Source organism: Cryobacterium sp. TMT2-42-4 (assembly GCF_004402645.1).
GTDB classification, from domain to species: Bacteria; Actinomycetota; Actinomycetes; order Actinomycetales; family Microbacteriaceae; genus Cryobacterium; species Cryobacterium sandaracinum.
The window spans coordinates 1-8950 of the sequence record NZ_SOFT01000005.1 but is presented as its reverse complement, the minus strand read 5'-3'; the positions used below and the strand labels follow the sequence as shown (position 1 = coordinate 8950).

Annotated in this window: 9 protein-coding genes and 1 pseudogene; 8 read left to right on the top strand and 2 right to left on the bottom strand. The window is 64.9% G+C overall.

Going from position 1 to position 8950, the window contains the following annotated elements; genetic code table 11:
- Positions 1–80: 80 nt before the first annotated feature.
- The gene (locus E3O18_RS00865) at positions 81–278 is read right to left on the bottom strand and encodes a hypothetical protein (protein ID WP_134417248.1); all 198 of its coding nucleotides are present in this window, start codon (positions 276–278) and stop codon (positions 81–83) included.
- A 161-nt stretch (positions 279–439) separates the two neighbouring features.
- Positions 440–2668 carry a malate synthase G gene (locus E3O18_RS00860; RefSeq protein ID WP_134396173.1) on the bottom strand — a complete coding sequence of 743 codons (2229 nt, stop codon included), beginning with the start codon at positions 2666–2668 and terminating at the stop codon, positions 440–442.
- 188 nt (positions 2669–2856) lie between these two features.
- Here E3O18_RS00860 and E3O18_RS00855 point away from each other — a divergent pair, with 188 nt between their 5' ends.
- The 8 genes and pseudogenes from E3O18_RS00855 to E3O18_RS15965 all read left to right on the top strand — a co-directional run bounded on the left by E3O18_RS00855 (position 2857) and on the right by E3O18_RS15965 (position 8685).
- Positions 2857–4209 carry an MFS transporter gene (locus E3O18_RS00855; protein ID WP_134399212.1) on the top strand — a complete coding sequence of 451 codons (1353 nt, stop codon included), beginning with the start codon at positions 2857–2859 and terminating at the stop codon, positions 4207–4209.
- 275 nt (positions 4210–4484) lie between these two features.
- Complete coding sequence (locus tag E3O18_RS16395; protein WP_166784861.1) at positions 4485–4817, top strand: alcohol dehydrogenase catalytic domain-containing protein; 333 nt, start codon at positions 4485–4487, stop codon at positions 4815–4817.
- Positions 4818–5598: 781 nt separating this feature from the next.
- Positions 5599–6204 (top strand): XRE family transcriptional regulator, encoded by a 606-nt coding sequence (locus tag E3O18_RS00845; RefSeq protein ID WP_174722100.1) that lies wholly within the window; start codon positions 5599–5601, stop codon positions 6202–6204.
- The gene (locus E3O18_RS00840) at positions 6197–6934 is read left to right on the top strand and encodes a phenylalanine--tRNA ligase beta subunit-related protein (RefSeq protein ID WP_134417246.1); all 738 of its coding nucleotides are present in this window, start codon (positions 6197–6199) and stop codon (positions 6932–6934) included. Before E3O18_RS00845 ends, E3O18_RS00840 begins: the two co-directional genes overlap by 8 nt.
- Positions 6935–7276: 342 nt before the next feature.
- Complete coding sequence (locus E3O18_RS16290) at positions 7277–7534, top strand: hypothetical protein (RefSeq protein ID WP_198410879.1); 258 nt, start codon at positions 7277–7279, stop codon at positions 7532–7534.
- Positions 7488–7613 (top strand): annotated as a pseudogene (locus E3O18_RS16695) (dihydrodipicolinate synthase family protein); the annotation flags it as partial. The gene E3O18_RS16290 and the pseudogene E3O18_RS16695, both read left to right, overlap by 47 nt.
- Before the next feature lie 98 nt (positions 7614–7711).
- Positions 7712–8389 carry a dihydrodipicolinate synthase family protein gene (locus E3O18_RS00830; RefSeq protein WP_277870875.1) on the top strand — a complete coding sequence of 226 codons (678 nt, stop codon included), beginning with the start codon at positions 7712–7714 and terminating at the stop codon, positions 8387–8389.
- 125 nt (positions 8390–8514) lie between these two features.
- A complete protein-coding gene (locus E3O18_RS15965; RefSeq protein WP_166784683.1) occupies positions 8515–8685 on the top strand; it encodes a hypothetical protein in 171 nt (56 codons plus the stop codon).
- The last annotated feature ends 265 nt before the right edge of the window (positions 8686–8950 follow it).

Below are 8950 nucleotides of genomic sequence, written 5' to 3'. Positions count from 1 at the left end.
GCTGCGACCCGAAGATCCTCGCCACCCCCGACGCGGCCTGGATCAACAAGCCAGCCGAAGCTCAAAACGTGGAGCCGAAACTAGCCGCCTAAACTCACGCTGGCCTCATTCACCTTGACAAATTCCGCATCGCCAACCTGCTCGCGATCTGCGATGTTCGTGAGCTCAGTGCGGCCGAGGAATTGCTGACTGTCTTTTTCCCGGGAGACGGGCTCCCAGACTAAGCACTGCGCCTCCTCGAACCCATCTTCAAGCAGGGCATCCCCGCAGTCCAGCATTGCCGCCCCCTCCGCTCCTGGGTACACGCACCTCACATCGAGCACAACAACAACAGTCAGGTCCCGCAGAGTAGGGGAGCTCCGCGGTACCCAAATGGCACCCAGCTGCCCAGCGCCGGCTCGAAGCCCTGGCGGTGAATTCTGTGCCCCATGAAGGTCCGTTAGAGCAAATGACGAGCGGGAGCCAGACGTTTCTTTGCCCTCCGGACCTGGTGGAGGATCGGCTCGGTGTATCCGTTGGGTGAGGATGCACCGTCGATGATGAGTCTGCGGGCGGCCAGAAACGCGAGCCCAGGCCCGGTTCTGCCGATCAGCGCTTCATAGGTCGGGTCATCGGAATTCTGTGCATCGACGACCGCCGCCAGTCGCCCGAGGCTGGCGTCGACATCCGTCTTGCTGATGACGCCGTGGGTGAGCCAGTTCGCGAGGAGTTGACTGGAAATGCGCAGCGTCGCACGGTCCTCCATGAGGCCGACGCCGTGAATGTTCGGGACCTTGGAACAGCCGACCCCCTGGTCGACCCATCGAACGACATAGCCGAGGATCGACTGAACGTTGTCGTCCAGCTCGGTCAGGCGCTCCTCGTCGCTGAGGTCCCGCTCGGCGAGTGGGAGGACAAGAATCGGGTCCAGCGCCTGGCGGGTCCGCCCGGCCAGTTCTCGTTGACGGGCGGCCACATCCACCTCGTGATAGTGGGTCGCGTGCAGCGTCGCCGCCGTGGGAGACGGGACCCAGGCGGTGGTTGCGCCGGCACGGGGATGCGCGATCTTCTGCTCGAGCATGTCGTGCATGAGATCGGGCATCGCCCACATGCCCTTGCCGATCTGAGCACGGCCGGGAAAGCCCGCCGCGAGACCGGCGTCGACGTTCGCGTTCTCGTAGGCAGCCATGAACGGCATGGAACGGATCTCGCTCTTGGTGGCGATTGGCCCGGCGTGCATGGAGGTGTGGATCTCATCGCCCGTGCGATCGAGGAATCCCGTGTTGATGAAGACGATGCGCTCCGCGGCAACGGCGATACAGGCCCGCAGATTCAGCGTAGTTCGCCGTTCTTCGTCCATGATCCCCACCTTCACGGTGAGCGGGGGCAGACCGAGGAGCTGCTCCACCCGCGCGAATAGGTCGACGGTGAACGCCACCTCGTCGGGGCCGTGCATCTTCGGCTTGACGATGTACACCGAGCCGGTGCGGGAATTGCCGCCTCGGGTCTCGCCGACGAGGTCGGGGAACGAACCGAGCACGGTCAGCACCGCGTCGAGAATGCCTTCGAAGACCTCGACGCCGGACGCATCCCGCACGGTTTCGGTCTGCATCAGGTGCCCGACGTTGCGCACCAGCAGCAGGCTCCGGCCGGGCAGCGTCACCTTGCCGCCGTCAGGAGCCGTGTAGACGCGGTCGGCGTTCATGGTGCGCGTGAAGACGCCGGCGCCCTTCCTGACGGTCTCGCTCAGCGTGCCGCGCATGAGCTCGCGCCAGTTGCGGTAGCCGAGCACCTTGTCCTCGGCGTCGACCGCGGCAACCGAGTCTTCGAGGTCCATGATCGTGGTGACCGCGGACTCGAGCACGATGTCCTGGATGCCCGCACTGTCCGTGGCCCCGATAGGTGCGGTCCGATCAACGATCACGTCGAGGTGCAGTCCGTGATGTCGGAAGAGCACGGACGACGGTTCCAACGCCTCTCCCCTGTAGCCGACCAGCGCCGAGGGCGACGCCAGGACAGCGGATGATCCGTCTGTCAAAGCCACGACCAGCGCACCGTTCTCGACTCGGTAAGCAACGGCATCAGTGTGCGAGCCCCGTTCGAGTGGGATGGCCTGGTCAAGCAGGGCCCGTCCGCGCGCGATCACCCGTCCGCCGCGGACGGCGTTGTAGGAATCCGCCCGGGACGCACCGCCGTCCTCGGATATCGCGTCGGTGCCGTACAGCGCGTCGTAAAGCGAACCCCAGCGGGCGTTCGCCGCGTTGACAGCGAACCGCGCGTTGAGCAGCGGAACGACAAGCTGGGGTCCCGCCTGCGACGCGATCTCCGCATCGACGTTCGAGGTGGTGATGGTGAAGTCCCCGGGTTCGGTCGCGAGGTACCCGATCCTGGTGAGGAAAGCACGGTACTCGCCCGGGTCAGGCTGGCCGGGGTTGGCCCGGTGAAAGGTATCGATCTGGGCCTGCAGGTCATCCCTGATGCCGAGCAACTCCGTGTTCCGGGGAGTGAGGTCGCTGATCAGCGTGCTCAGCCCCGGCCAAAAGGCGTCCGCGGTGATTCCGGTTCCCTGCAGCGCCTCGTTCTCGACGAACGCGGCGAATGAGGAGGCGACATCGAGATCTGCTCGTTCGACGCGGGCGGAGAGGCCGGCAATAGGCGCTGGGACGGATGCTGTGATGGGTGTGTTCATCGTTGAACTCCTTGGGCTAGTGCGGGTACGCCCGCTCGGCCGACTGTGTCTGGCCAGTCTCGCACCCCGGCGCCGCCGCTCCATGACACACACGCGTCGGCCAGGTCTCGTGCAATAGGGTTCAACTATCCGGCAGAGGCTTCACCCTCAGTTCGCCGCCTGGTCACAAACGCTGAATTGGGAACCTGATGGCTGAAGTTCGTGCACGCCCCAGTCGATCCGAGCGATTGGATGCGCTGCCGTTCACCCGAGAGCACCGTCGTGTGCTTGTGGGTTCCGGATTGGGCTGGGCGCTTGATGCGATGGACGTTGGACTCATTTCTTTCGTTCTTGCACAATTGGCGGTGCAATGGCAAGTCTCCGACCTGGAGCTGTCCTGGATCGCATCCGCCGGGTTCGTCGGTATGGCCATTGGCGCAGTTCTCGGTGGTTTGCTGGCCGACCGTATCGGCCGACGCCAGGTTTTCGCTCTCACCCTTCTCGTTTACGGTCTCGCGACGGGAGCGTCGGCACTGTCCGAGACTGTGGCCGTACTTATTGCATGGCGATTTATCGTGGGGCTCGGTCTTGGCGGTGAGCTCCCGGTCGCTTCGACGCTCGTGAGCGAGTTCGCGCCTCCACGAATTCGCGGCCGCATCATCGTCATCCTCGAATCCTTCTGGGCCATTGGCTGGACCGTTTCCGCAGTCATCGGGTACTTGGTCGTACCGTCATCGGCCGACGGCTGGCGCTGGGCACTCGCTGTCGGAGCGGTTCCGGCCGTGTACGCGGTGGTCGTGCGCCTTCGGTTGCCGGAATCGGTTCGCTTCCTCGAGTCGCGTGGCCGCCTCTCTGAGGCGGAATCGACCGTCCGACGTTTCGAAAAGTCAGCCGGAATCACCGCCGGACCCTATGATTCTGCGTGCCCCGCAAAGACAGGTGAGGGGACGATCAAAACCGGTTCCCGGACACGCGTCACCGCGCTGTGGTCGCGCGGCCTGCGTCGCCGAACCGGTGCGCTGTGGCTGGTCTGGTTCTGCGTAAACTTCTCCTACTACGGCGCCTTCATCTGGCTTCCGACCATCCTGGTCGCGTCGGGATACTCGCTTGTTCGCTCCTTCGCGTACACGCTGATCATCACCGTGGCCCAACTGCCGGGTTATGCTGCTTCGGCGTACCTCATCGAGCGTTGGGGACGGCGCAGGACACTGGCCGTATTCCTTGCCGGCTCCGCACTTGCGGCGGCGTTATTCGCGGTAGCCGGCGATGCCACCCAGGTGATCGGTGCCGGCATGCTTCTTTCCTTTTTTAACCTGGGTGCGTGGGGAGCGCTCTACGCCGTCACCCCTGAGCTGTACCCGACCCGCATCCGTGCCACCGGGGCCGGCTGGGCAGCCGGTGTTGGACGGATCGCCGCCATCCTGGCTCCGCTGGCCGTGCCGATGCTACGCGAGATGGGCGGGACCGCACTTCTTTTCACGGTCTTCGCAATGTTCTTCGTGGTCGCTGCACTCGGCGCTCTCGGACTCCCCGAGAAACGGGGCAAGGCTCTGGAGGACTGAAACGGCAGGAACGGTTGCGCGAGACACTGTGGTGAGCCCGATCTGACTTTGCACGGCGGCGGCCGATTTCCGTCTTCTTCTCGGTATTCAAGTGGCAGTGGTTGCCGAAGAACGCATCGAACCCGTGCATGGTGGGCAGGAACTCGTTCGGTGAAGGCGATGCCCTCGGCCTGGCCCAACACCGCGAAACCGGGGAATCTGCAGTGTCTCGCAGGGATCAGGGCTTCGGCGGAACCCACTTCACGAAAGCCCGCTGACACTGGCAGGCTCGAAGGATGAATTATGCGATGACGGCAGCCGTACTGATGAGATTCGGTGGCCCCGAAGCATTGGAATTGCACGACGATTGGCTCCGGCCGCGGCCGCAGTACCACCAGGTGCTGGTGAAAGTAACGGCGGCTGCCGTCAACAACACAGACATTTGGACGCGCCGGGGAGCATATGGGTTGCCGGAAGATCCCACGGCGCAGGCCGGCTGGCCGGGTTCGTTTGATTTTCCGCGCATCCAGGGTGGGGATATCACCGGCATTGTCGTCGAGGTGGGTCATGGTGTGACCGAAGAGCTGTTGGGCCGCCGGGTGCTCGTGGACCCGGCTATCTACGGATGAGAAAGCGAGGATGCGTCTCCGGTGGGGTACCTGGGCAGCGAGGCCGATGGCGGGTTCGCGCAGTACGTCGCCGTGGATGCAACTCATGCTCATGACGTTCAGGATTCCCCTCTATCGGATGAGCAGCTGGCGTGCCTGCCGGTGGCATTCGGCACCGCGATCGGAATGCTTGAACGTGCCGACGTGCGAGGCGGCGAAACCGTGCTCGTGACGGGAGCATCCGGCGGCGTCGGTCTCGCCCTCGTTCAGCTGGCGGCCGCTCGAGGCGCACTGGTCCTGGCGATCACGAGTGGGTCCAAAGGGGATGCCGTGCTCGCCAATGTGCAGCCCAGGTCTTCAACCGGGACTCACCCGGTATCCTCGCCGAGATCGGTGCCGCCGCCCCGGCGGGGTTGGACGTGGTTGCTGACGTCGCCGGTGGACCGGGGGTCTCCACCATGATGCCGATGCTTCGGGATAACGGGCGCTGGGTGATCGCGGGTGCTGTGGCGGGGCCGGTGATCGACTTCGACCTCCGTCGCCTCTATCTTCACAATGTGCAGCTGATCGGATCCTCGATACACACCCGGGTTCATTTTCGTCGGCTGGTCGAGCTTGCACGCGGCGGCGAGGTCAGTCCTCAGCTCAGCAGCACGCTTGCCCGGACCGAGATTGCGGAAGCCCAAAAGAGTTCTCCGAGCGACGACACATCGGCAAGATCGTCATCCTCCCCCACTGAGAACGACTGTTGGTACCCGAGGAAACCTTGATTGATGCACCAATAGTGCACTATTTTGCACTTATGAATGAAGGTGCTGCGGAACTTGCGACCGCCATCGGTGTGCGCGTCAAACACGAACGCCAACAGCACCGGTGGACTCTGGACCAGCTGGCGGAAGGCACCGGGGTGAGTCGCCGAATGCTGGTCAACATCGAGCAGGGTGCCGCGAACCCGAGCGTAGGGACACTGCTCCGGATCAGTGGCGCCCTCGGCGTGGGCCTCCCCGATCTGGTCGAACCGCCCCGATCGAAGCCGATGAAAGTCACCCGGAGGGGCGAGGGCGCGGTGTTGTGGACCGGCGCGCACGGCGGGCGCGGAGTGCTCGTCGCGGTGACTGAACCGCCGAACGTCGTCGAACTGTGGGACTGGACCCTCGAAGCAGGCGATCGACAGGTGAGTGAACCGCATACGGCCGGCACGAGAGAGCTCGTGCAGGTGCACATGGGAGCGATCTCGATTTCGTCGGGAGTGCAGACGGTCACGCTCAACGATCGCGACGCGCTCTCCTTCCCCGGCGACGTAGCCCATGCCTACGTCAACGGCGGCGCGCACGCAGCACGATTCTCACTGACAGTGTTTGACCCGGGCGTCGGCTCGGCTACCCGAATGGAACGAGCTGATGCCTGACCGGACGGCCTTGAACACGTTTCTCGACGCCGCCCGAATCGACGATGACGTCTTCGCGTTACGGCCCGACTACCGGGCGGTGTTGGTCGCTGTCGATGGACTCGAGCCCGGCCCGAGTGATGAGGCAAGCGAGGCGCTGCTCCTCGCGGCGGAAGAGGTCGCTCGTGCCACGCTCCAGCAACAGGCTGTCGAGGAGGTTCCGCACATTGCCGCGTGGCGCGAGGCGTATCGGGCGTTCGGTGCGAAGCCACAGCGCACCCGCAATAGTCTGGAGGCGCTCATGCGCCGCGCGGCATCCGGGCTGCCCCGTGTGAATCGGCTCACGGACCTGTACAATTCGATCTCGATTCTGCACGTGGTGCCGCTCGGCGGGGAGGACCTGGCGCACTACGTCGGAGCACCACGCCTGATCCGCGCAACCGGGTCGGAACCTTTCGAGATCATGTCCGAGGGCGCATCCGGGACTGAGCATCCCGACGCCGGGGAGGTCGTGTGGACCGACACGGGCGGTGTGACGTGTCGACGCTGGAACTGGCGTCAAGCACGTCGCACCCAGCTCACCGACACCACCACCAGCGCCCTGTTCATCCTCGACGCGCTCGAACCGCTCGACGACGACGCACTATTGGCAGCAGCTCGGGAGCTCGAGCGGGAGCTCATTCGCCTCGGCTCGAACGTTCAGGTCGCGCAGCGCCGGCTCGGAGCAAACGCACTGTCCGGAAATGCCTGACATGAACCACCGCAGCATCCCGATTCCCGTCTCGGCGCTTGCTGTCACGGCCATGCTGTCCGTTCAGCTCGGCTCTGCGCTCTCCGTCGACCTGATTGCGACAGTGGCTGCTGCCGGAACGGCGTGGTTGCGCCTCACGGACGGAGCGAATCCCGATCGGCACCGCGGTGACCATCGAGTTCCTGGGCCCGCTCACGATCCCCGGTGCCGCCGCAACCGCGGCCGTGTTCCGTATCCCCAGGCCTGTGGGCAGCTCACCCGGGGCGTCCTCGCATCCCCGGTCGGGCTCTCACTGCTTCTGCCCGTTCTACCGTTCACGCTTGAAATCTCGCCTGACGACGGATGTCTCACACCGCGTTCGGCACGCACCTGGCGGTCGAGTCCGCCATCGGCGTGCTCCTCGGTCTGATCGTCTTGCACCAGACACCGGCCCTCGTTCAGATCAGGGGCATCCCGATCGTCGTTCGCGCCGGAGCCGCCGCACAAGGGGATGCACCGCGTGTCCCCGCACCCATGTCCCAGACAGAAGCCCCCCACATGTTCACCGGACTCGATCACCGCGCTCGGCTCCACTGGTTCCTATGCCTGCCTCGACCGTGAGGAGCACCGCCTCGTGGCTGACACCGCCGTTCAGGCTGCGGGGAGCACCCCCGTGATGGTCGGCATCGGCGCGCTGCGCACCTCTCAAGTGCAGGCACTGGCCGAGGACGCTCAGAACGCGGGGGCATCCGGCGTGCTCCTGCCCCTCTGTCGTATCAGAAGCTCACCGAGGACGACGTGTTCGGCCTCTACGAAGACCTCACGGCGGGGCTCTCCGTTCCGCTCGTGGTGTACAACAACCCGGGCACAACCCACTTCACCTTCTCCGACGAACTGTACGCACGCATCGGGACCCTGCCGAACGTGACGTCGTTCAAGATTCCAGGCCTTCCCACCGTTCCCGATGAAGCACGGGCCCGTGTCGATGCGATTCGCTCGCTCGCTCCCGAGCACGTCACCGTCGGGATCTCTGGGGACAGCGCGGCCGCAACCGGGCTCAATGCGGGATGCGAGGTTTGGTATTCGGTGATCGGCGGCACACTCCCCGCACTGGCCCTCACGATCACCCGCGCAGCACAGGCAGGAGATACCGCTGCGGCCGACGCGGAATCTCAGCGTCTGCAGCCGCTCTGGGAGATGTTCGCCGCTCAGGGCAGTCTGCGAGTGACGGCCACGATCGCGGAACACCTGGGCTCGTTCCTCCCGCCTCGCTGCCGCGCCCCATCCGCGGCCTCAACGTGGCAGCACGCACGCGAGTCGCCCAGCTCGTCGAGGATCTCGACTTACGTAACTGACGACCGTGACGATGCGTCTCGGGCTCTTCGCCGCCGCCCTTCTTGGACTTCAGAATCGGAGACCGCCGCGCGGCATCACCACGATGAGGAAAGTTGCGATCGGCCCAAGGACAAGGGATAACAACCACCAGAGCAGTCGGCCGCGTCCTTTCGACTCAGCTAGCCCGCAACGCTGTTCCTGGGGGGAGGCTGATTTTTCCCCTGACGACGCTCGCGACGCGGATCGCATTCACCGTCCCTTCGGGCATGCTCGCGGCCGTTGCCCTGGGACTGACCGAACCGACCCTGTTCGTGCCGGCAAGCATGGTCATCGTCAGTGCGCAATATCTGCCGTTCGTGTTCCTTCACGGGATGCGTCTCGTCGCCGTGCTCGCCGGACTGCTGATCCTGGTCGGAACAGTGCTTCTCCTGTGGTGACCGGTGGGCGCTCCGCTCGGCGGATGGTTCGCGGGTGCACTCCTGGTCGGTTTCGCGTGTCTGCCGCGCGCGTCCTCAGAACGGCGCGGGCACCTCTGACTGGGTATCCCGGCTGGGTGGGGCTTGCGACGGTGTGGTCGACGCCGTGCGGATGACCGTGGCCGGCTCACTCACGAACGTGCGCCCGGTCGGCGACGTCCACTCAAGCGTGCCATCACCGATGGTGCAACACCTGCCACCCCGTCTCGCTCTTCAACGCATGACA

Coding starts and splice junctions, on each gene's coding strand:
- E3O18_RS00865 (WP_134417248.1), bottom strand. CDS start 278: ATGCTGGACTGCGGGGATGCCCTGCTTGAAGATGGGTTCGAGGAGGCG.
- E3O18_RS00860 (WP_134396173.1), bottom strand. CDS start 2,668: ATGAACACACCCATCACAGCATCCGTCCCAGCGCCTATTGCCGGCCTC.
- E3O18_RS00855 (WP_134399212.1), top strand. CDS start 2,857: ATGGCTGAAGTTCGTGCACGCCCCAGTCGATCCGAGCGATTGGATGCG.
- E3O18_RS16395 (WP_166784861.1), top strand. CDS start 4,485: ATGAATTATGCGATGACGGCAGCCGTACTGATGAGATTCGGTGGCCCC.
- E3O18_RS00845 (WP_174722100.1), top strand. CDS start 5,599: ATGAATGAAGGTGCTGCGGAACTTGCGACCGCCATCGGTGTGCGCGTC.
- E3O18_RS00840 (WP_134417246.1), top strand. CDS start 6,197: ATGCCTGACCGGACGGCCTTGAACACGTTTCTCGACGCCGCCCGAATC.
- E3O18_RS16290 (WP_198410879.1), top strand. CDS start 7,277: ATGTCTCACACCGCGTTCGGCACGCACCTGGCGGTCGAGTCCGCCATC.
- E3O18_RS15965 (WP_166784683.1), top strand. CDS start 8,515: ATGCTCGCGGCCGTTGCCCTGGGACTGACCGAACCGACCCTGTTCGTG.